Genomic DNA, 17,783 nt, shown 5'->3' with positions numbered 1-17,783 from the left:
CCATTAAACTCTTCTGCGCTTCGGCGGACGGCAGCCGTTGTGCGGAATCGGGGTAACGTCCTTGATCATGTTGACCTCGAGGCCCGTTGCCTGCAAGGAACGAATCGCAGCCTCGCGGCCGGCGCCCGGACCCTTGACATAGACCTCGACCTGCTTCAGGCCGTGTTCCATCGCGGCCTTCGCCGCAACCTCTGCCGCCATCTGCGCTGCAAAAGGCGTGCTCTTACGGGAGCCGCGGAAGCCGAGGCCGCCCGCGCTCGCCCAAGAGAGGGCATTGCCGCTCTTGTCCGTCAGCGTGACGATCGTGTTGTTGAAAGTGGAGCTGATATGTGCAACGCCATATTCGATGTTCTTGCGGTCTCTTTTCTTCGTCCGCGTCGTTTTCTTTACTGCCACTCAATGACCCTCCCTTTTATTTATCCTTCTTCTTGCCTGCGATGGCCTTGCGGGGGCCTTTGCGCGTGCGGGCGTTGTTCTTCGTGTTCTGTCCGCGCACGGGAAGTCCCAAGCGGTGACGGCGGCCGCGGTAGCAGCCGATATCGACGAGACGCTTGATTGCCATCTGGCGCTCACGGCGCAGGTCGCCCTCGACGATCGCTTCCTTGTCGATGACGTCGCGCAGCTTCACGACCTCGTCCTCCGTCAGGTCGCGCGTGCGCGTGTCGGGGTTGACGCCCGCCACCTTCAAGAGTTTCTGGGACGTCGTCAGACCGATCCCATAAATATATGTCAAAGCAATCTCGATTCTTTTGTCACGCGGTAAATCCACACCGGCGATACGTGCCATAGAAAAGCACCTCCTTAACCTTGTCTCTGCTTATGCTTCGGGTTTTCGCAAATGACCATGACACGGCCCTTGCGCTTGATGATCTTGCATTTCTCGCAAATCCGTTTGACGGACGGCTTGACTTTCATTGCACTTTGCCTCCTTCTGCGCTGCCTGCCGAAAAGCGGCTGCGTCTACTTAAAACGATAGGTGATGCGGCCGCGCGTCAAATCGTAAGGCGTAAGCTCGATCGTGACTTTGTCCCCGGGGAGGATGCGGATGAAATTCATGCGAATCTTTCCCGAGACATGCGCCAGGACGACGTGACCGTTTTCCAGCTCGACTTGAAACATCGCGTTAGGCAGCGCTTCCAGCACCTTGCCTTCCACTTCGATTACATCTTGTTTTGACATGAGCTTCTCCCTCTCTGAAATTGGGTTGGGCGAAAGCTATCCATGATCCATCAAAGGAGCGTTCCGCTGGTGAAATTGCCCATGCCCAACATCGTATTGTCTTCGGGGAGCCCGCGGCTCCCTCTTTGACGCCGCAGACGAGCCCGGCGTCTTTATCGTTCGGTGGCTGTTGACGAAGCCTCAGCCCTTAAGGACTTTGATCATGTCGGCCTTCACCTTGTCGATGGCCTGGCGGCCGTCGATTTCCCGGTAAACACCGGCCTTCTCGTAGTAGTCGATCAAGGGTTTCGTCTGTGCCTCGTAAACGGAGAGACGGTTCTTCATCGTCTCCTCGCTGTCGTCCGCGCGCTGGAAAAGGTCGCCGCTGCATGTGTCGCAAACCGCTTCCCTGCGGGGCGGATTGAACTTCACATGGTAGGTCGCGCCGCAGGTCTTGCAGATGCGGCGCCCCACGGCGCGCTCGATGAGGTCAGCTGCCGGCACGTTGATGTTGAGAACACAAGAGAGGGATAGACCGAGATCCTTCAGGATGCCCGTGAGGGCGTCGGCCTGCTCCACCGTGCGCGGAAAGCCGTCGAGGATGAAGCCCTTTTTGCAGTCGGGCTTCGCGAGACGTTCCTTCACAATACCGATCGTGACCTCGTCCGGAACGAGCTTTCCGGCATCCATGCAGGCCTTTGCCTGCTTGCCCAGCTCCGTTCCCTCCTTCACGGCGGCGCGGAACATGTCGCCCGTCGAGATATGGGGAATATCGAACTCTTTCACGAGGTTGGCTGCCTGCGTGCCTTTGCCGGCACCCGGCGGCCCCATTAACAGGATATGCATCGACGGATCCTCCTATTTCATGAAACCTTGGTAATGGCGCATAACCACCATGGACTCAATCTGCTTCATCGTGTTCAGCGCAACTCCGACGACGATGAGCAATGCCGTACCGCCGAAGTACACACCCTCGATGTGGGTCGCCCCCGCAACGAGGTTCGGCAGTATAGCGATAAAGGCCAGGAAGAAAGCACCGGCCAGCGTGATGCGCGTCATGACATTATCGAGATATTCTTCCGTTGGCTTGCCCGGGCGTATGCCGGGGATGAAGCCACCGTATTTTTTCAGATTCTCTGCCATATCCGATATCTTTACAGTAACCGCGGTATAAAAATACGTGAAGAAAAGAATGAGCAGCGCGTAGATCGTCGTCTGCAGCGGTGTGCCCCACGCAAAATAACCGGCAAGTGTGGTCACCCAGGGAACTTCTATAAACTGGGCAACGGTTACTGGAAACATCAGCACGGATGACGCAAAGATAATTGGAATAACTCCCGCATGGTTGACCTTCAGCGGGATATGGCTGGAACTTCCGCCATAGGTTTTCTTTCCGACAACCCTTTTCGCATAGGAAATAGGGATTCTGCGATTGCCTTCTTGGATATAGATGACAAACACAATCATCGCCAGGGCGATGACGCCAAAGACGAGCGCATTAAAATAGCTGATCGTCCCTGCCTGCAAATAACTGTAGATCGTCCCGAGGTTCTTCGGCAAAGCCGCCACGATACCGGCGAAGATAATGAGCGATATGCCGTTGCCGACGCCGTTCGTCGTAATCTGTTCACCGAGCCACATCAGGAAAATGGTGCCCGCCGTCAAGGTGATCGCAACGATCAGGATTGAGACGGGATTGGGGTTGAGAATAGCTTGTTTCAGACCGATCGACATGCCGATCGCCTGAAAAAATGCGAGTGCCACTGTCAGGTAGCGGGTGACCTTCGTCGTTTTCTTATGCCCTTCCTGCCCCTCTTTGGACCATTGCTCCAAAGTCGGGATGACAACCGTGAGAAGCTGCATGATGATCGATGCGTTGATGTAAGGCGTGATGCTCATCGCAAAGATGGAAAACTTGCTGAATGCACCGCCGGAAAAGAGATCCAGCAGGCCGAACAAGTTGCCCGTAGCAAAAAGCTGCTCGATGGCCGAAGGATCGACGCCCGGAACAGGGATATGCGTTCCGAGGCGGAACACGGCGAACATGACGAGCGTGAAGATGATCTTCTGCCTCAGTTCCGGAATCTTGTAGATGTTCGCAAGAGCTGCAAACAATCAGATCACCTCGATTTTTCCGCCTGCTGCCGCAATCTTCTCCTCTGCCGACTTCGTGAAGCCGTTGGCGCGAACCGTGAGTTTCTTCGTAAGCTCGCCCTTGCCGAGGATGCGAATGCCGTCGCGGACATTCTTCAGGATGCCCAGTTCGACGAGCGCGACGGGATCGACGACAGCGCCGTCATCGAAACGGTTCAGCGTCTCGACATTGACCTCTGCGTAAATCTTGCGGAACACGTTCTTGAAGCCGCGTTTCGGAAGCCTGCGGTAAAGAGGCATCTGCCCGCCTTCAAAACCCGTGCGGACGCCGCCGCCGCTCCTCGACTTCTGGCCCTTGTGGCCGCGTCCTGCGGTCTTGCCGTTGCCGCTGCCGATGCCGCGGCCCACGCGGTTGCGCGTCTTCTTCGAGCCCTCCGCGGGGGACAATTCATGTAACTTCATGTGCTTGCACCTCCTTGTTCTTCTCAGATATTCTCGACCTTTACGAGATGTTCCACCTTATGGATCTGTCCCTTGAGCGCATCGTTCATCTCACGCTCCACCGACGAATTGAGCTTCCTGAGCCCGAGCGAACGAACCGTAGCTCTCTGTGTCTCGGGACGGCCGATGAGGCTTCTCGTAAGGGTAATCTTAACCTTTGCCATGGAAGTTCCTCCTTAACCCAAAAGTTCCTGCACCGTCTTGCCGCGCAGTTCAGCCACAGCCTCGGCACGTTTGAGCTGTTCGAGCCCCTTGACCGTTGCACGAACCATGTTGTTCGGGTTCGACGATCCCAAGGATTTCGTGAGGATGTCACGGATGCCTGCAAGCTCCAAGACGGCGCGCGCAGGACCTCCGGCGATGACGCCGGTACCTTTCGCAGCGGGCTTCAAGAGCACGCGGCCTGCACCGAAAATACCGATCATCTCATGCGGGATTGTCGTATCCTTCAGGGAAACCTCGATGAGATTCTTCTTCGCGTCCTCGATGCCCTTACGGATTGCCTCCGGCACCTCGCTTGCCTTGCCGAGGCCTGCGCCGACCTTGCCCTTCTTGTTGCCCACGACTACGAGGGCACTGAAGGAGAAACGGCGTCCGCCCTTGACGACCTTGGCGACGCGGTTGATATAGACGACCTTCTCCTCGAACTCGGGAGTCTCATTGTTCCTGTCCCGGTCCCTGTCACGGTCCCTGTCCATTCTAGCCATTCATTTACCTCCTTGCAAGTCAGAATTTAAGGCCTGCTTCGCGCGCTGCCTCTGCGAGCGCCGCGACGCGGCCATGGTAGATGTAGCCTCCGCGGTCAAAGACAACCTCGGTGATGCCCTTCTCGATGGCACGCTTTGCAACAGCGGCGCCGACGGCCTTCGCTGCCTCGACGTTTCCGCCATAGCCCGAAAAATCCTTGTCCTTGGAACTTGCCGCAACGAGCGTTACGCCCTTTTCATCATCGATCACCTGTGCATAGATGTTCGCGAGGCTTCTGTATACGTTCAGGCGCGGACGCTCTGCCGTGCCGGAAACGTGGTTCCTGACCCTCAGGTGGCGCTTCTGCCTGGCCTTGTTCTTATCTGCCTTGATCAGCACTATGGTCACTCCTTTCCTTCAAGCTGCCTTATTTCTTGGCCTTGGCGCCAGCCTTACCGACCTTGCGGCGGATGTGCTCGCCCTCGTACTTGATGCCCTTGCCCTTGTACGGTTCAGGCAGACGATAGCTGCGAATCTTCGCGGCGACTGCGCCGACAGCTTCCTTGTCAATTCCCGAAACAATGATGCTCGTCGCACTCGGCGCCTCGAGCGTGATGCCCTCGGGCGGCTCGACAATGACGGGATGGGAGAAACCAAGCGAAAGATTGAGGTTCTTGCCCTGCTTCGCGGCACGGTAGCCGACGCCGTTGATCTCGAGCGTCTTCTTGAAACCGTCCGTCACACCGACGACCATGTTATGGATGAGCGTGCGCGTGAGGCCGTGCAGAGAGCGGTGCTCCTTATCATCCGACGGGCGTTCCACAGTGAGAACATTGCCCTCGACCTTGATCTTCATGTCCGGATGAAGCTCGCGGAAAAGCTCGCCTTTCGGACCCTTTACTGTCACCTTGTTGACATCCTCGATCTTGACGGTTACGCCGGACGGGATATCAATCGGTGCTCTGCCAATTCTTGACATCTTTTCACCTCCAGACGATTTACCAGACGTAGGCGACAACTTCGCCGCCAAGGCCTGCCTTGCGTGCTTCCTTGTCGCTCATGATCCCCTTCGAGGTGGAGATGATGGCGATGCCGAGGCCGCCGAGAACCCGCGGCAGCTCGTCGCGCTTCGCGTAGGCGCGAAGACCAGGCTTCGAGATGCGCTTGATGCCCGTGATGACCTTCTCACGCTCGGGACCGTACTTGAGGAAAAGCGTCAAAACGCCCTGCTTCTGGTCCTCGCTGAAGGTGTAATCCTTGATGAAGCCCTCTTCCTTCAAGACCTCGGCAATCGCCTTCTTGATCTTGGAAGCCGGGATGTTCACCTTGGAGTGGTAAACAGAGTTTGCATTGCGCAAACGTGTCAGCATATCTGCAATAGGATCAGTCATTACCATGGAACCGATATCCTCCCTTTCATACTTTCAGGGGAAATGCGCTTTTTCAGGAAAACGCCTTCCCTATGTCCTGCCCTCTCGGGGGCAGCCTCATCACCAGCTGGCTTTCGTCACGCCGGGAATCGCGCCGTTGTAGCTCTGCTCACGGAAGCAGATACGGCACATGTCGAACTTCCTCATGTAGCCATGCGGACGGCCGCAGATCTTGCAGCGGTTGTGCTGGCGTACCTTGAACTTCGGCTGTTTGCTCCACTTCTCGATCATCGATTTCTTCGCCATAGCTCATACCTCCTTCTTCAAGCGTTGAAAGGCATGCCCATGAGCCTCAGGAGCTCGCGCGCCTCTTCGTCCTTTTCCGCTGTCGTGACAATGACGATGTTCATGCCGCGCAGCTTATCGATCTTATCATACTCAATCTCCGGGAAGATGAGCTGCTCCTTGAGACCGACTGCATAATTGCCGCGGCCGTCAAAAGCCTTGCTGCTCACGCCGCGGAAGTCGCGGACGCGCGGCAGTGCGACGTTCATGAACTTATCGAGGAACTGGTACATGCGCGTGCCGCGCAGCGTGACCTTCGTGCCGATCGGCATGCCTTCCCTGAGCTTCCATGCCGCAAGCGACTTCTTCGCGCGCGTCAGGATGGGCTTCTGGCCTGCGATGATCGTCAGATCGTTGACAGCAGCGTCGAGCGCCTTGGGGTTCGCGACAGCCTCGCCGACACCCATGTTGATGATGACCTTCTCGATCTTCGGAAGCTGCATGATGTTCTTGTAGCCGAACTTCTTCGTAAGCTCAGGCACAACTTCCTTCTGGTACTTTTCCTTTAATCTTTCCAAACCGTGCTCCTCCTTCCTCGCTTATTTCGTCTGGTCGATGACTTCGCCGCACTTCTTGCAGGCGCGAACCATCTTGCCGTTGACTTCCTTCTTGCCCGTGCGCGTAGCCTTCTGGCAAGCCGGGCAGACGAGCATAACCTTGCAGGAGTTCAGCGGGCTTTCCTTCTGGATGATGCCGCCCTGCGGATACTTTTGGCTCGGCTTCGTATGACGCTTCACCTTGTTCACGCCCTCGACGATGACCTTGCCCTTTTTCGGCAGAGCCTCGACGATCTTGCCCTGCTTGCCTTTATCCTTGCCTGCGAGGACGACGACCGTGTCGCCTTTCTTTACATGCAGTTTCACCTGTGACAAAATAGCGCCTCCTATCAAAGAACTTCAGGAGCCAAGGAAACAATCTTCATGAAATCCTTCTCGCGCAGCTCCCTGGCCACAGGGCCAAAAATACGGGTGCCTCTCGGCGTCTTGTCTTCCTTGATGAGCACGGCGGCGTTCTCGTCAAAGCGGATGTACGAGCCGTCCTGACGGCGAATGCCCTTGACGCTGCGAACAACGACAGCCTTCACGACATCGCCCTTCTTGACCGTGCCGCCCGGGGCTGCTGCCTTCACGGCAGCCACGATAACATCACCGATGTTGGCATACTTGCGGTACGAGCCGCCGAGCACGCGGATGCACATGATCTCTTTCGCGCCCGTATTGTCGCCAACATTCAGCATGGTCTGCTGTTGAATCAATGTATGGACCTCCTTTTCGAGACAGCCGAAGCTTACTTCGCCCTCTCGACGATCTTCACGACTCTCCAGTGCTTATGCTTCGAGAGCGGGCGGGTTTCCATCAGGGCCACCGTGTCGCCGACATGCGCCTCGTTGTTCTCGTCGTGCGCCTGGAACTTCACCGTCTTCTTGACGGCCTTCTTATAGAGCTTATGCTGCTCAATGTCGACAACGGCAACGACGACCGTCTTGTCCATCTTGTCGCTCACGACCTTGCCGACTCTCGTCTTGCGTTCATTTCTATCGCTCATTGCGGAGCCTCCTTCCTCTGCATATCAACATTACTTCGCCGAATACACGGCCTGGCCTTCCATCTCGCGCTGCACCGTCTTGATGCGGGCGATCGACTTCTTGACTTCCTTGATACGCATCGGATTCTCCAACTGGCCAGTAGCGTGCTGGAAACGGAGGTTAAACAGTTCCTCCTTTAAGGAAGCGAGCTTCTCGCCGAGTTCCCCGGCATTCAAGCCGCGTATCTCATTAACCTTCATTTGCTTCACCGCCCTCTGCTGCTTTCAGTGACTCCTCGCGCGTGACGAACTTCGTACGAATCGGCAGCTTATGGCCTGCAAGGCGCATGGCCTCCATCGCCACTTCCTTAGAAACGCCGTTCATCTCGAAGAGGACGCGGCCGGGCTTCACGACGCAGACCCAGTACTCCGGCGAACCCTTGCCGCTGCCCATGCGGGTCTCGGCCGGCTTGGCCGTAACCGGCTTGTCCGGAAAAATCTTGATCCAGACCTTGCCGCCGCGCTTGATGTAGCGCGTCATTGCAATACGTGCAGCCTCGATCTGGCGGTTCGTGATCCAAGCCGGCTCCAGCGCCACCAGGCCGAACTCGCCATGGCTGACCGTGTTGCCGCGATGCGCCTTGCCCTTCATACGGCCGCGAAACTGCTTGCGGTATTTGACTCTCTTCGGTAATAACATTAAGCTTCGCTCCCTTCAGCGGCAGCCCTCTGCGACTGCTTCTTATCTGGAAGGATTTCGCCCTTGAATATCCAGACCTTGACGCCGATGCGCCCGTACGTCGTGCGGGCCTCCGCCGTACCGTAGTCGATATCGGCACGCAGCGTGTGCAGCGGAATGCTGCCCTCGCGATATGCCTCGCTCCTGGCGATTTCCGCGCCGCCAAGACGACCGGAAACCTTGACCTTGATTCCCTTTGCCCCGAGACGCATCGTGCGGCCGACCGCCTGCTTCATCGCGCGGCGGAAAGCAATGCGGCGCTCAAGCTGCTGGGCGATGTTCTCTGCCACAAGCGTCGCATCGAGATCCGGCTTGCCGATCTCAGAAATATTGATGTCGATCGTCTTGTCCGTCTTGCCCTTGAGACCTTCCTTGATCTGCTCGATGCCCGAGCCGCCGCGGCCGATGACCATGCCCGGCTTCGCCGTATGGATCGTGAGCTTCAGGCGGTTCTTCGAGCGCTCCGTCTCAATCTTCGAGACGCCCGCAGCGCCGAGGCTGTCCTTCAAATACTTACGAATCTTGATATCTTCATGCAGGTTGTCTGAAAAATCCTTGTCTGCATACCATTTTGCATCCCAGGTCTTGACAATGCCGATGCGGATGCCGTTCGGATTTACTTTCTGGCCCAAACCGTTTCCCTCCTCCTCATCTTTCTTCCACGGCGACAGTTACATGGGACGTGCGCTTCAAGATCTTGAACGCCTGCCCACGGGAGCGCGGGTGGATGCGCTTGAGCGTCGGGCCCTGGTCGACGAACGCCGTCTTGACATAGAGATTGTCGACGTTCATGTCGAAATTGTTCTCGGCATTGGAAACAGCGGATTTCAATACCTTCTCTATTACGTCCGCGCCGACCTTCGGCGTGAACTTCAGAATTGCGAAAGCGTCGGCGATGTTCTTGCCACGGATGAGATCCATGACGACACGCACCTTGCGCGGCGCAATCCGTACATACTTGGCTGTAGCTTTTGCTTCCAAAGGGAAAATGCCTCCTTTCGCTCTTATCTCAGCGAAGTCTTCCTCTCCTCGCCGGCATGGCCCTTGAACGTACGCGTCGGAGCGAATTCCCCGAGCTTATGGCCAACCATATCTTCCGTCACATATACAGGAACGTGCTTGCGGCCGTCGTGCACGGCGATCGTATGGCCTACGAAATCCGGCAGGATCGTAGAGCTCCTCGACCACGTCTTCACGACCTTCTTGTCGTTCGCCGCATTGAGCGCGTCAATTTTCTTCACGAGACTTTCTTGTACAAAAGGTCCCTTCTTGACTGATCTCGACAAAATATATCCTCCTTCCGCTCAGGCAGCCTGTAATGGCTGCCCTGCAATCCACGAATTACTTGCGGCCACGCACGATGAACTTGTCCGACGCCTTCTTGCGGCGCGTCTTTGCGCCCATCGCGCACTTGCCCCACTTCGTAACAGGATGCTTGCGGCCGACCGGGCTTCTTCCCTCGCCGCCGCCATGCGGATGATCGTTCGGGTTCATCGCTACGCCGCGGTTCTCCGGACGCTTGCCGAGCCAGCGATTGCGGCCCGCCTTGCCAATCGTGAGGTTTTCGTGCTCAAGATTGCCGACCTGGCCGATCGTGGCACGGCAGTTCACGTGGACCTTGCGGATTTCTCCCGAAGGCAGGCGCAGCAGCGCATAGTCGCCTTCCTTAGCCATCAGCTGGACAGCGCTGCCCGCACTTCTCGCAAGCTGTGCGCCCTTACCGATCTTCATCTCGATATTGTGGATCATCGTACCGACCGGGATATTCTTGAGCGGAAGCGCGTTGCCCGTCTTGATGTCCGCCTCGGGACCCGACTCCACCTTGTCCCCGACCTTGAGGCCGTTCGGCGCAAGGATATAGCGCTTCTCGCCGTCCGCATAGTTCAAAAGCGCGATGCGCGCGCTGCGGTTCGGATCGTACTCGATCGTCGCGACGCGGGCCGGAATGCCGTCCTTCGTGCGCTTGAAGTCGATGATGCGGTAACGGCGCTTATGTCCGCCGCCCTGATGGCGCACCGTCAGACGTCCCTGCTGATTGCGGCCGCCATGATTCTTGAGGCTCTCGACAAGGGACTTCTCCGGCTTGTCCGTCGTGATCTCCTCGAACGAGGAAACCGTCATGAACCTGCGGCCGGCAGAATATGGTTTAAAACTTTTGATTGCCACTCTTTATACCTCCTTTGCTCAGTTTCAGGCCTGGAAGAACTCGATCGTCTCGCCCGGAGCGAGCTTCACGATGGCCTTTTTATAATCCGAGCGCTTGCCGACGAAACGGCCCATGCGCTTTACCTTGCCAGAAACATTGACCGTATTGACATCCGCAACCTTCACCTTGAAAATAGCGGCGACGGCCTTGGCAATCTCGATCTTGTTCGCCTTCTTGGCGACGACGAAGACATACTTGCCTTCCTCCATGAGCTGCGTGCTCTTCTCCGTAATCAGCGGACGAATAAGGATATCACGTGCATCCATTATGCGAGCACCTCCTCGATACGTTCTATGGCAGCCTTCGTGATGAAAAGCTTCGTGTGGTTCAGGATATCATAGACGTTGAGACCCGTCGTATTGATCGCCTTGACCCCCGGGATGTTGCGCGCCGAGCGCTCCACATTCTCGTTCTCGTCGAGCGTGATGATGAGGCTCTTCGCATCGACGCCGAAATCACCGAGCATCTTGACGACGCTCTTCGTCTTCGGCACGTCAAAGCCCAGATCGTCCAGGACGATGAAATCGCCGCTCGCCACCTTGTCCGAAAGCGCGCACTTGATGGCAAGGCGACGCTGCTTCTTCGGCATGCGGAAAGCATACGAGCGCGGATGCGGTCCGAAAACCGTGCCGCCGCCGACCCACAGCGGGGAACGCGTCGAGCCGCTTCTCGCACGGCCCGTGCCCTTCTGTCTCCAAGGCTTCCTGCCACCGCCGCGGACAAGGCCGCGCGTCTTCGTGGAATGCGTACCGAGACGGCGCGAGGCAAGCTGCATTACGACAGCCTGATGCAGAAGACCTGCATTCATCTCCACGCCAAAGACGCTGTCACTCAATTCGATATCGCCAACCTGCTGGTTCGCGCTATTATAAACTGCTACTTTTGGCATAAGTCAGCAATCCTCCTTCCAGATTATTTTTCCGCCTTTTTCGGCTTGTTCGGCTTGACCGTGGCACGAACCACGACAAGCCCCTTCTTCGGGCCCGGGATGGCGCCCTTGATGAGAAGCAGATTGCGCTCCGCATCAACACGGACGATGCTCAGCCGCTGCACCGTAACCCTCTCATGACCCATCTGGCCAGGAAGCTTCTTGCCCTTCAAAACGCGGCCGCCGTGGCCGCTGATCATCGCGCCCGTCGAACCGGGTTCACGATGCGACTTCGAACCGTGTCCCATAGGACCGCGCGCGAAATTGTGGCGCTTGATCGTACCGGCAAACCCCTTGCCCTTCGAGGTGCCCGTCACATCGACGAGATCGCCGGCAGCAAATATGTCAACGCCGATGGTATCACCGACATTATATTCCGAAGCATCAGTCAGACGCATTTCGCGGATGAAGCGGACCGGAGCAACTCCTGCTTTCGCGAAGTGGCCCTTCAAAGGTTTCGTGACCTTCTTCTCCTTGATATCACCGAAGCCGATCTGAACCGCATTGTAGCCGTCATTCTCCACGGTTTTGTTCATGATGACAACATTGTTGCCCGACTCGACGACCGTGACAGGAACGACCTTGCCCTCTTCCGTGAAGATCTGCGTCATGCCAAGTTTTCTTCCCAAAATAGCTTTAGCCATAAATTCCACCTCCCCTTACAGCTTGATCTCGATGTCCACCCCAGCCGGCAGGTCGAGGCGCATCAGTGCGTCCACCGTCTTGTTGGAAGGCTCGAGGATGTCGATGAGGCGCTTGTGCGTGCGCATCTCGAACTGCTCGCGCGAATCCTTGTTGACATGTGGGGAGCGCAGGATCGTGTAAATATTCTTCTCCGTGGGGAGCGGAATCGGACCCGACACCATGGCGCCCGTCTTCTTCGCGGTATCAACAATCCTGACCGCGCTCTGATCGAGAGCCTTGTGATCATAGGCCTTCAAACGAATTCGGATTTTCTGCTGTTTCGACAATGTTTTTTCCTCCTTGTCGTCCGGGCTCCATGGCCCAAACATTTCTCCGCAACAGTTCCCTCGGCCTCTTCGCCGAGCCATCTGCCGCGTCATCGCATGGGAGCTGTAAAATATGAAAACCATGAAAAGCCTTTATAAAGGGCTGCGAGACCGCAGCCCTTAGAAAAGACTTTATAGAATTGGAATCAGCCTTCGATTTCCGTCACGCGGCCGGCGCCAACCGTATGGCCGCCCTCGCGGATAGCGAAGCGCAGACCCTTCTCAATGGCGATCGGCGTGATGAGCTCGACCTGCATCTCGACGTTGTCGCCGGGCATGACCATCTCCGTGCCCTCAGGCAGGCGGACAACACCCGTGACGTCCGTCGTACGGAAGTAGAACTGCGGACGATAGTTCGTGAAGAACGGCGTATGGCGGCCGCCCTCTTCCTTCTTGAGAACGTAGACCTGAGCCTTGAACTTCGTGTGCGGGTTGATCGAACCGGGCTTCGCGAGAACCTGGCCGCGGACGATGTCCTTGCGGTCCACGCCGCGCAAGAGAGCGCCGATGTTGTCGCCGGCAACCGCCGTGTCGAGCATCTTGCGGAACATCTCGATGCCCGTGACAACCGTCGACTTCGTCTTGTCTTCGAGACCGACGATCTCAACCGTGTCGTTGAGCTTGAGCTCACCGCGCTCCACACGACCCGTCGCGACCGTACCGCGGCCCGTGATCGTGAAGACGTCCTCGACCGGCATGAGGAAAGGCTTCTCCGTGTCGCGCGTCGGCGTCGGGATGTACTCATCGACAGCATCCATGAGCTCGAGAATCTTCTTCTCCATCTCTGCATCGTCCTCGAGAGCCTTCAGAGCCGAACCTGCAATCACCGGGATGTCATCGCCGGGGAACTCGTACTGCGTGAGGAGGTCGCGGACTTCCATCTCGACGAGCTCGAGAAGCTCGGGATCGTCGACCTGGTCGACCTTGTTGAGGAAAACAACGATCGCGGGAACGCCGACCTGGCGGGCGAGCAGGATGTGCTCACGCGTCTGCGGCATCGGGCCGTCGGCAGCGCTGACGACGAGGATCGCACCGTCCATCTGGGCAGCGCCCGTGATCATGTTCTTGACATAGTCGGCGTGGCCCGGGCAATCAACGTGCGCATAATGACGCTTCTCCGTCTCGTACTCAACGTGCGCCGTGTTGATCGTGATGCCGCGCTCCCTCTCTTCCGGAGCCTTATCGATGTCCGCGTAGTCCTCGAACTGCGCCATGCCCTTCTTGGACAGGACCTTCGTGATGGCTGCCGTCAGTGTCGTCTTGCCGTGGTCGACGTGACCGATCGTACCGATGTTGACGTGCGGCTTGTTCCTCTCAAACTTCTGCTTTGCCATATTGTTTTTTCCTCCCTTTACTCGCCCTTGTTCTTGGCGATGATAGCCTCGGCTATATTCTTAGGAACTTCATCATAGTAAGAAACTTCCATGGAGTAGTTCCCTCGACCCTGTGTCTTAGAGCGCAAATCCGTCGAATATCCGAACATCTCGGACAGCGGGACAAACGCATTGATGACCTGCGCGCCATTTCTCGCTTCCATGCCGTCGATGCGGCCGCGGCGCGAGTTGATGTCGCCCATGACATCGCCCATATATTCCTCCGGCACGATGACCTCGACCTTCACATAAGGTTCGAGAAGCACCGGATTCGCCTTCTCGGCGCCATTCCTGAACGCCATCGAGCCGGCAATCTTGAACGCCATTTCCGAGGAATCGACCTCATGGAACGATCCGTCGTAGACCGTGACCTTGACGTCGACCATCGGATAGCCCGCGATAACGCCATTGTCCATAGCCTCGCGCACGCCGTTCTCGATCGGATTGATGAACTCCTTCGGAATCACGCCGCCGACAATCTTGTTCTCGAACGTGAATCCCTCGCCCGGCTCCTGCGGCGTAAGCTCCAGCCAGCAATGGCCGTACTGGCCATGGCCGCCCGACTGACGCACGAACTTGCCCTCCGCCTTCGCGGACTTTCTAATCGTCTCGCGGTATGCGACCTGCGGGTTGCCGACATTGCAGTCGACCTTGAACTCGCGCAGCATACGGTCAACAATGATCTCCAGATGAAGCTCGCCCATGCCCGAGATGATCGTCTGGCCCGTCTCCTGATCCGTGCGCACACGGAACGTCGGATCCTCTTCCGCCAGCTTCTGCAGGGCGATGCCCATCTTCTCCTGATCGTTCTTCGTCTTGGGCTCCACCGCGACCGAGATAACCGGATCGGGGAACTCCATCGACTCCAGAACGATCGGCTTCGACTCGTCGCAGAGCGTATCGCCCGTCGTCGTATCCTTGAGGCCGACCGCAGCAGCGATATCGCCGCTGTAAACCGTGTCAAGCTCCGCACGGTGATTCGCATGCATCTGCAGGATGCGGCCAATGCGTTCCTTTTTGCCCTTTGTCGAATTGAATACATAGGAGCCGGAAGAAAGCGTGCCCGAGTAGACACGGAAGAACGCGAGCTTGCCGACATACGGATCCGCCATGATCTTGAACGCAAGCGCCGCAAAAGGGCCGTCGTCCGTCGAATCGCGATGATCCTCTTCACCCGTATCGGGATCGACGCCCTTGATCGCCGGGATGTCGATCGGCGCGGGCATGAAATCGACAATCGCATCGAGCATCGGCTGCACGCCGCGGTTGCGGTACGAAGAACCGCACGTCACCGGCGTCATCTTGCAGGCGATCGTCGCCTTGCGGATGGCCTTCCGGATCTCATCCTCCGAGATCTCCTCGCCGCCGAGGTACTTCTCCATGAGGTCGTCGTCCTCTTCGGCGACCGCCTCCAGAAGCTTTTCACGGTACTCGTCGGCGAGATCCTTCATATCATCGGGAATCGCCACCTCGTCGGCGACCTTTCCGAGATCATCCTCATAGATGATAGCTTCCATCTTGATCAGATCCACGATGCCCTCAAACGTATCCTCCGAACCAATCGGCAGCTGGATTGCCACCGGATTCGCGTGCAGGCGTTCACGCATCATATCCATGACATTGAAGAAATCCGCACCCGTGATGTCCATCTTATTGACATAGGCCATGCGCGGGACATTGTACTTCTCCGCCTGCCGCCAGACCGTCTCCGTCTGAGGCTCGACGCCGCCTCTCGCCGTCAGGACAGCGACAGCGCCGTCAAGCACGCGCAGCGAACGCTCCACCTCGACTGTGAAGTCAACGTGACCGGGCGTATCAATGATATTGATACGATGATTCTTCCAATGGCAGGTCGTCGCAGCCGACGTAATCGTAATGCCGCGTTCCTGCTCCTGGGCCATCCAGTCCATCGTGGCAGCGCCGTCATGAACCTCGCCGATCTTATGGGTAATACCCGTGTAAAAAAGGATGCGCTCTGTTGTCGTTGTTTTTCCGGCATCGATGTGGGCCATGATGCCGATATTGCGAGTTTTTTCTAGAGAAAACTCTCTTGCCACTTACTATCGCTCCTTAACTAGATGAGATACTGCTTGGGATTACCAACGATAATGAGCGAATGCCTTATTAGCCTCAGCCATCTTATGCGTATCTTCTTTTTTCTTGATTGCCGCGCCCGTATTGTTCGCAGCATCCATGAGCTCGCCCGAAAGCCTTTCGTCCATGGTCTTCTCACCGCGAAGCCTTGCGTAATTCACAAGCCAGCGAATACCGAGCGTCATGCGACGCTCCGGACGAACCTCGACCGGCACCTGGTAATTCGCGCCGCCGACACGGCGGGCACGCACCTCGAGGACCGGCATGACATTCTTCAGCGCCGTCTCGAAAACCTCCAGGGGATCCTTGCCCGTCTTGGCGCGGATCGTCTCGAAAGCATCGTAAACGACACGTTCAGCAACGCTCTTCTTTCCCGAGAGCATCACCTTGTTGATAAACTTCGTCACCGTCTTGGACTTGTATACCGGATCCGGCAACACGTCACGTCTGGGTACGGAACCTTTTCTTGGCATTGTTACCCCTCCTAGTCATAACCTTATTTAATGAAGAAAACTTACTTTTTCTTCGCGCGCTTCGCGCCGTACTTGGACCTCGCCTGACCGCGATCCTGGACGCCTGCCGTATCCAGCGAACCACGGATGATGTGGTAGCGGACACCAGGCAGATCCTTGACACGGCCGCCGCGGATCAAGACAACGCTATGCTCCTGCAGATTATGGCCAATACCGGGAATGTATGCCGTCACCTCGATGCTGTTCGTCAAACGAACACGGGCGACTTTGCGGAGAGCCGAATTCGGCTTCTTCGGGGTCGTCGTGTAAACCCTCGTGCAAACGCCGCGCTTCTGCGGGCAATTCTTCAGTGCCGGTGCATTCGATTTCTCCTCCATGCTCTTGCGGCTCTTGCGAACCAACTGATTGATTGTAGGCATTGATGCACCTCCTTCCTTCATATTGAGAATTTATTATTTATAATCACCCCGCCGCAGTCTTTCGACCACCGCCTTGCGGCTTGACGAGGCTTTTACCGACCTGACGCGCTCACTGTCTCAGAACGGCCGCCGCAGCGGCGCCGACCTCGATAGAGCAAGCCTTGCCGAGCTCCTGCATCGTGGAAGCGCGAACAACGGCCACCTCTTTTTCCTCGCAAAGACGAAGAAGAGGCTCCATCACGCGGTCATCGGCATCGTCCGCCGTAAAGACGTACGCTGCCCGACCCTTGCTCACAGCCTTCGTGACCTGCTTGATTCCAATGACCTTGGCCTCGCCCTTCAGCGTATCAAGTGTCATGCAGCTCTCACTCCCCACGCGCTAATTTCTGCTCAGTGCTCAGGCACCTATATATATTAACAAAACACAAAAACAAAGTCAACACTTTATTTCATCAACGTTTTCAAATACACGCAGCCCCGTGTGTCCTTCTGCGGTGCGAATCACGCCACGATGCAGGGCCGCTCCTCTTCCCTCATGCGACCCACCTGCCAAATCCGAGCCGCGCACGCCTCACACAAAGGCGCCATAAAAAGCCCGCTTCCCATCCAAAACATCCAGGACGCGGCCGCGAAAATCCATATACGAAACAGGAACGCCGGCTTCCAGCAAGGCATAAAGAAGCGGCATCGTCAGATGCGCCTGCTTCGTCACCACGACGCCCGAAAGGCAGCGAATCGGTTCACTCGCAATCTTCTCCCCCTTGCAGTAGAGCAAAAGCCTGCCATGGTCCCTCGTCGCCCTTGTCTCCGCCGACATCATATAAATAACACACATTTCAATCCCTCCCAAAACGCCTTCACG

General features: G+C 56.9%; 33 protein-coding genes. All 33 read right to left on the bottom strand.

All coding sequences use genetic code 11. From position 1 onward, the window contains the following. Nucleotides 1–3: 3 nt before the first annotated feature. The gene (rpsK, locus tag ACRTGH_RS09100; protein WP_368847363.1) at nt 4–396 is read right to left on the bottom strand and encodes a 30S ribosomal protein S11; all 393 of its coding nucleotides are present in this window, start codon (nt 394–396) and stop codon (nt 4–6) included. Nucleotides 397–412: 16 nt separating this feature from the next. Further along, on the bottom strand, nt 413–787 hold the full coding sequence (gene rpsM, locus ACRTGH_RS09095) for a 30S ribosomal protein S13 (protein ID WP_368847362.1): 375 nt from the start codon (nt 785–787) through the stop codon (nt 413–415). 14 nt (nt 788–801) lie between these two features. Then, nucleotides 802–915, bottom strand: a complete 114-nt coding sequence (gene rpmJ, locus ACRTGH_RS09090; RefSeq protein ID WP_005842139.1) for a 50S ribosomal protein L36 — start codon at nt 913–915, stop codon at nt 802–804. A 45-nt stretch (nt 916–960) separates the two neighbouring features. Continuing rightward, entirely contained in the window at nt 961–1,179 is a 219-nt protein-coding gene (gene infA / locus ACRTGH_RS09085; RefSeq protein WP_009645081.1) for a translation initiation factor IF-1, read from the bottom strand. Between the two features lie 180 nt (nt 1,180–1,359). Continuing rightward, a complete protein-coding gene (locus tag ACRTGH_RS09080) occupies nt 1,360–2,004 on the bottom strand; it encodes an adenylate kinase (RefSeq protein ID WP_368847361.1) in 645 nt (214 codons plus the stop codon). A 12-nt stretch (nt 2,005–2,016) separates the two neighbouring features. Further along, nucleotides 2,017–3,273, bottom strand: a complete 1,257-nt coding sequence (gene secY / locus ACRTGH_RS09075; RefSeq protein WP_368847360.1) for a preprotein translocase subunit SecY — start codon at nt 3,271–3,273, stop codon at nt 2,017–2,019. Further along, a complete protein-coding gene (gene rplO, locus ACRTGH_RS09070; RefSeq protein ID WP_368847359.1) occupies nt 3,274–3,714 on the bottom strand; it encodes a 50S ribosomal protein L15 in 441 nt (146 codons plus the stop codon). 23 nt (nt 3,715–3,737) lie between these two features. Next, a complete protein-coding gene (rpmD, locus tag ACRTGH_RS09065; protein WP_006191760.1) occupies nt 3,738–3,917 on the bottom strand; it encodes a 50S ribosomal protein L30 in 180 nt (59 codons plus the stop codon). A gap of 12 nt (nt 3,918–3,929) precedes the next feature. Then, complete coding sequence (rpsE, locus tag ACRTGH_RS09060) at nt 3,930–4,460, bottom strand: 30S ribosomal protein S5 (protein ID WP_438474238.1); 531 nt, start codon at nt 4,458–4,460, stop codon at nt 3,930–3,932. Nucleotides 4,461–4,479: 19 nt separating this feature from the next. Next, nucleotides 4,480–4,839, bottom strand: coding sequence for a 50S ribosomal protein L18 (gene rplR / locus ACRTGH_RS09055; protein ID WP_368847358.1), 360 nt, complete (start codon nt 4,837–4,839; stop codon nt 4,480–4,482). A gap of 28 nt (nt 4,840–4,867) precedes the next feature. Next, the gene (rplF, locus tag ACRTGH_RS09050; protein ID WP_368847357.1) at nt 4,868–5,419 is read right to left on the bottom strand and encodes a 50S ribosomal protein L6; all 552 of its coding nucleotides are present in this window, start codon (nt 5,417–5,419) and stop codon (nt 4,868–4,870) included. Nucleotides 5,420–5,438: 19 nt separating this feature from the next. Continuing rightward, nucleotides 5,439–5,837 (bottom strand): 30S ribosomal protein S8, encoded by a 399-nt coding sequence (rpsH, locus tag ACRTGH_RS09045; protein ID WP_368847356.1) that lies wholly within the window; start codon nt 5,835–5,837, stop codon nt 5,439–5,441. A gap of 93 nt (nt 5,838–5,930) precedes the next feature. Continuing rightward, on the bottom strand, nt 5,931–6,116 hold the full coding sequence (locus tag ACRTGH_RS09040) for a type Z 30S ribosomal protein S14 (RefSeq protein ID WP_368847355.1): 186 nt from the start codon (nt 6,114–6,116) through the stop codon (nt 5,931–5,933). A gap of 17 nt (nt 6,117–6,133) precedes the next feature. After that, nucleotides 6,134–6,673, bottom strand: coding sequence for a 50S ribosomal protein L5 (rplE, locus tag ACRTGH_RS09035; protein ID WP_368847354.1), 540 nt, complete (start codon nt 6,671–6,673; stop codon nt 6,134–6,136). A 21-nt stretch (nt 6,674–6,694) separates the two neighbouring features. Continuing rightward, the gene (rplX, locus tag ACRTGH_RS09030) at nt 6,695–7,027 is read right to left on the bottom strand and encodes a 50S ribosomal protein L24 (RefSeq protein WP_368847353.1); all 333 of its coding nucleotides are present in this window, start codon (nt 7,025–7,027) and stop codon (nt 6,695–6,697) included. Between the two features lie 14 nt (nt 7,028–7,041). Then, nucleotides 7,042–7,410 carry a 50S ribosomal protein L14 gene (gene rplN, locus ACRTGH_RS09025; RefSeq protein ID WP_368847352.1) on the bottom strand — a complete coding sequence of 123 codons (369 nt, stop codon included), beginning with the start codon at nt 7,408–7,410 and terminating at the stop codon, nt 7,042–7,044. 32 nt (nt 7,411–7,442) lie between these two features. Then, nucleotides 7,443–7,700, bottom strand: coding sequence for a 30S ribosomal protein S17 (rpsQ, locus tag ACRTGH_RS09020; RefSeq protein ID WP_368847351.1), 258 nt, complete (start codon nt 7,698–7,700; stop codon nt 7,443–7,445). Nucleotides 7,701–7,730: 30 nt separating this feature from the next. After that, nucleotides 7,731–7,940, bottom strand: coding sequence for a 50S ribosomal protein L29 (gene rpmC, locus ACRTGH_RS09015; protein WP_368847350.1), 210 nt, complete (start codon nt 7,938–7,940; stop codon nt 7,731–7,733). Beyond that, nucleotides 7,930–8,379, bottom strand: a complete 450-nt coding sequence (rplP, locus tag ACRTGH_RS09010; protein WP_368847349.1) for a 50S ribosomal protein L16 — start codon at nt 8,377–8,379, stop codon at nt 7,930–7,932. The genes rpmC and rplP overlap by 11 nt, the downstream gene beginning before the upstream one ends. Continuing rightward, nucleotides 8,379–9,050, bottom strand: coding sequence for a 30S ribosomal protein S3 (gene rpsC / locus ACRTGH_RS09005; protein WP_368847348.1), 672 nt, complete (start codon nt 9,048–9,050; stop codon nt 8,379–8,381). Before rpsC ends, rplP begins: the two co-directional genes overlap by 1 nt. A 16-nt stretch (nt 9,051–9,066) precedes the next feature. Further along, on the bottom strand, nt 9,067–9,399 hold the full coding sequence (rplV, locus tag ACRTGH_RS09000) for a 50S ribosomal protein L22 (protein WP_368847347.1): 333 nt from the start codon (nt 9,397–9,399) through the stop codon (nt 9,067–9,069). 23 nt (nt 9,400–9,422) lie between these two features. Further along, nucleotides 9,423–9,704, bottom strand: a complete 282-nt coding sequence (gene rpsS, locus ACRTGH_RS08995; protein ID WP_009645084.1) for a 30S ribosomal protein S19 — start codon at nt 9,702–9,704, stop codon at nt 9,423–9,425. A 55-nt stretch (nt 9,705–9,759) separates the two neighbouring features. After that, nucleotides 9,760–10,584 carry a 50S ribosomal protein L2 gene (gene rplB, locus ACRTGH_RS08990; protein WP_368847346.1) on the bottom strand — a complete coding sequence of 275 codons (825 nt, stop codon included), beginning with the start codon at nt 10,582–10,584 and terminating at the stop codon, nt 9,760–9,762. A 24-nt stretch (nt 10,585–10,608) separates the two neighbouring features. Next, entirely contained in the window at nt 10,609–10,890 is a 282-nt protein-coding gene (rplW, locus tag ACRTGH_RS08985; RefSeq protein WP_368847345.1) for a 50S ribosomal protein L23, read from the bottom strand. Further along, nucleotides 10,890–11,513, bottom strand: coding sequence for a 50S ribosomal protein L4 (rplD, locus tag ACRTGH_RS08980; RefSeq protein WP_368847344.1), 624 nt, complete (start codon nt 11,511–11,513; stop codon nt 10,890–10,892). The genes rplW and rplD overlap by 1 nt, the downstream gene beginning before the upstream one ends. Nucleotides 11,514–11,536: 23 nt before the next feature. Beyond that, the gene (gene rplC / locus ACRTGH_RS08975; protein WP_368847343.1) at nt 11,537–12,196 is read right to left on the bottom strand and encodes a 50S ribosomal protein L3; all 660 of its coding nucleotides are present in this window, start codon (nt 12,194–12,196) and stop codon (nt 11,537–11,539) included. 15 nt (nt 12,197–12,211) lie between these two features. Beyond that, nucleotides 12,212–12,523 (bottom strand): 30S ribosomal protein S10, encoded by a 312-nt coding sequence (gene rpsJ / locus ACRTGH_RS08970; protein WP_438474231.1) that lies wholly within the window; start codon nt 12,521–12,523, stop codon nt 12,212–12,214. 185 nt (nt 12,524–12,708) lie between these two features. Further along, nucleotides 12,709–13,896 (bottom strand): elongation factor Tu, encoded by a 1,188-nt coding sequence (tuf, locus tag ACRTGH_RS08965; protein ID WP_368847341.1) that lies wholly within the window; start codon nt 13,894–13,896, stop codon nt 12,709–12,711. Between the two features lie 17 nt (nt 13,897–13,913). Further along, nucleotides 13,914–15,992 carry an elongation factor G gene (gene fusA, locus ACRTGH_RS08960; protein WP_368847340.1) on the bottom strand — a complete coding sequence of 693 codons (2,079 nt, stop codon included), beginning with the start codon at nt 15,990–15,992 and terminating at the stop codon, nt 13,914–13,916. Nucleotides 15,993–16,031: 39 nt separating this feature from the next. Continuing rightward, entirely contained in the window at nt 16,032–16,502 is a 471-nt protein-coding gene (rpsG, locus tag ACRTGH_RS08955) for a 30S ribosomal protein S7 (RefSeq protein ID WP_368847339.1), read from the bottom strand. A gap of 41 nt (nt 16,503–16,543) precedes the next feature. After that, nucleotides 16,544–16,921, bottom strand: coding sequence for a 30S ribosomal protein S12 (rpsL, locus tag ACRTGH_RS08950; protein ID WP_368847338.1), 378 nt, complete (start codon nt 16,919–16,921; stop codon nt 16,544–16,546). A 109-nt stretch (nt 16,922–17,030) separates the two neighbouring features. After that, nucleotides 17,031–17,279 carry a L7Ae/L30e/S12e/Gadd45 family ribosomal protein gene (locus ACRTGH_RS08945; protein WP_368847337.1) on the bottom strand — a complete coding sequence of 83 codons (249 nt, stop codon included), beginning with the start codon at nt 17,277–17,279 and terminating at the stop codon, nt 17,031–17,033. A gap of 213 nt (nt 17,280–17,492) precedes the next feature. Next, a complete protein-coding gene (locus ACRTGH_RS08940) occupies nt 17,493–17,756 on the bottom strand; it encodes a CRISPR-associated endonuclease Cas1 (protein ID WP_368847336.1) in 264 nt (87 codons plus the stop codon). Between the last annotated feature and the right edge of the window lie 27 nt (nt 17,757–17,783).

It is taken from the genome of Selenomonas oralis, from assembly GCF_051603425.1.
Taxonomy (GTDB): Bacteria; Bacillota; Negativicutes; order Selenomonadales; family Selenomonadaceae; genus Selenomonas; species Selenomonas sputigena_A.
The sequence above is the reverse complement of the archived record's forward strand: the minus strand, read 5'-3'. Positions and strand labels throughout refer to the sequence as shown.

What these genes read in the sequence shown, in the direction of transcription:
- ACRTGH_RS08940 (WP_368847336.1), bottom strand. Translation starts at nt 17,756, where the DNA reads ATGTGTGTTATTTATATGATGTCGGCGGAGACAAGGGCGACGAGGGAC.
- rpsM (WP_368847362.1), bottom strand. Translation starts at nt 787, where the DNA reads ATGGCACGTATCGCCGGTGTGGATTTACCGCGTGACAAAAGAATCGAG.
- rpsH (WP_368847356.1), bottom strand. Translation starts at nt 5,837, where the DNA reads ATGGTAATGACTGATCCTATTGCAGATATGCTGACACGTTTGCGCAAT.
- rpsQ (WP_368847351.1), bottom strand. Translation starts at nt 7,700, where the DNA reads ATGAGCGATAGAAATGAACGCAAGACGAGAGTCGGCAAGGTCGTGAGC.
- rpmD (WP_006191760.1), bottom strand. Translation starts at nt 3,917, where the DNA reads ATGGCAAAGGTTAAGATTACCCTTACGAGAAGCCTCATCGGCCGTCCC.
- ACRTGH_RS09040 (WP_368847355.1), bottom strand. Translation starts at nt 6,116, where the DNA reads ATGGCGAAGAAATCGATGATCGAGAAGTGGAGCAAACAGCCGAAGTTC.
- ACRTGH_RS09080 (WP_368847361.1), bottom strand. Translation starts at nt 2,004, where the DNA reads ATGCATATCCTGTTAATGGGGCCGCCGGGTGCCGGCAAAGGCACGCAG.
- rpsL (WP_368847338.1), bottom strand. Translation starts at nt 16,921, where the DNA reads ATGCCTACAATCAATCAGTTGGTTCGCAAGAGCCGCAAGAGCATGGAG.
- rplP (WP_368847349.1), bottom strand. Translation starts at nt 8,379, where the DNA reads ATGTTATTACCGAAGAGAGTCAAATACCGCAAGCAGTTTCGCGGCCGT.
- tuf (WP_368847341.1), bottom strand. Translation starts at nt 13,896, where the DNA reads ATGGCAAAGCAGAAGTTTGAGAGGAACAAGCCGCACGTCAACATCGGT.
- rplO (WP_368847359.1), bottom strand. Translation starts at nt 3,714, where the DNA reads ATGAAGTTACATGAATTGTCCCCCGCGGAGGGCTCGAAGAAGACGCGC.
- rpmC (WP_368847350.1), bottom strand. Translation starts at nt 7,940, where the DNA reads ATGAAGGTTAATGAGATACGCGGCTTGAATGCCGGGGAACTCGGCGAG.
- rplW (WP_368847345.1), bottom strand. Translation starts at nt 10,890, where the DNA reads ATGGATGCACGTGATATCCTTATTCGTCCGCTGATTACGGAGAAGAGC.
- rpsE (WP_438474238.1), bottom strand. Translation starts at nt 4,460, where the DNA reads ATGGCTAGAATGGACAGGGACCGTGACAGGGACCGGGACAGGAACAAT.
- rplF (WP_368847357.1), bottom strand. Translation starts at nt 5,419, where the DNA reads ATGTCAAGAATTGGCAGAGCACCGATTGATATCCCGTCCGGCGTAACC.
- rpmJ (WP_005842139.1), bottom strand. Translation starts at nt 915, where the DNA reads ATGAAAGTCAAGCCGTCCGTCAAACGGATTTGCGAGAAATGCAAGATC.
- rplD (WP_368847344.1), bottom strand. Translation starts at nt 11,513, where the DNA reads ATGCCAAAAGTAGCAGTTTATAATAGCGCGAACCAGCAGGTTGGCGAT.
- ACRTGH_RS08945 (WP_368847337.1), bottom strand. Translation starts at nt 17,279, where the DNA reads ATGACACTTGATACGCTGAAGGGCGAGGCCAAGGTCATTGGAATCAAG.
- rplC (WP_368847343.1), bottom strand. Translation starts at nt 12,196, where the DNA reads ATGGCTAAAGCTATTTTGGGAAGAAAACTTGGCATGACGCAGATCTTC.
- infA (WP_009645081.1), bottom strand. Translation starts at nt 1,179, where the DNA reads ATGTCAAAACAAGATGTAATCGAAGTGGAAGGCAAGGTGCTGGAAGCG.
- rpsG (WP_368847339.1), bottom strand. Translation starts at nt 16,502, where the DNA reads ATGCCAAGAAAAGGTTCCGTACCCAGACGTGACGTGTTGCCGGATCCG.